1 pseudogene is annotated in these 230 nt (G+C 38.7%); it reads left to right on the plus strand.

Going from position 1 to position 230, the window contains the following annotated elements:
* Window positions 1–110: pseudogene (locus GPK60_RS15680) on the plus strand (methionine--tRNA ligase subunit beta); the annotation flags it as partial.
* Between the last annotated feature and the right edge of the window lie 120 nt (window positions 111–230).

A 230-nucleotide genomic window follows, 5' to 3' on the forward strand; every position in this document is an offset into this window, starting at 1 on the left:
TTGACTCTTGCGGTATGCTCCTCAGTGCTATTCATGAAGAAGAAGGCGAAGAAAAGCTTCATCTTCTGATGGTAGATGACCACATTCCGGCAGGTGCAAAGCTCTATTAAGATGATGTAAAGATGTACCGTTTTACCAAATAGACGGGATGTACTTCATTTGATAAAAAACTAAAAAAACAGCGATTTACATCAAACTTACATCAATTGATGCAGAAATCGGTGCAAGCA

Source organism: Ruminococcus sp. MCC718 (assembly GCF_018783905.1).
GTDB lineage: Bacteria > Bacillota > Clostridia > Lachnospirales > Lachnospiraceae > Hominisplanchenecus > Hominisplanchenecus faecis.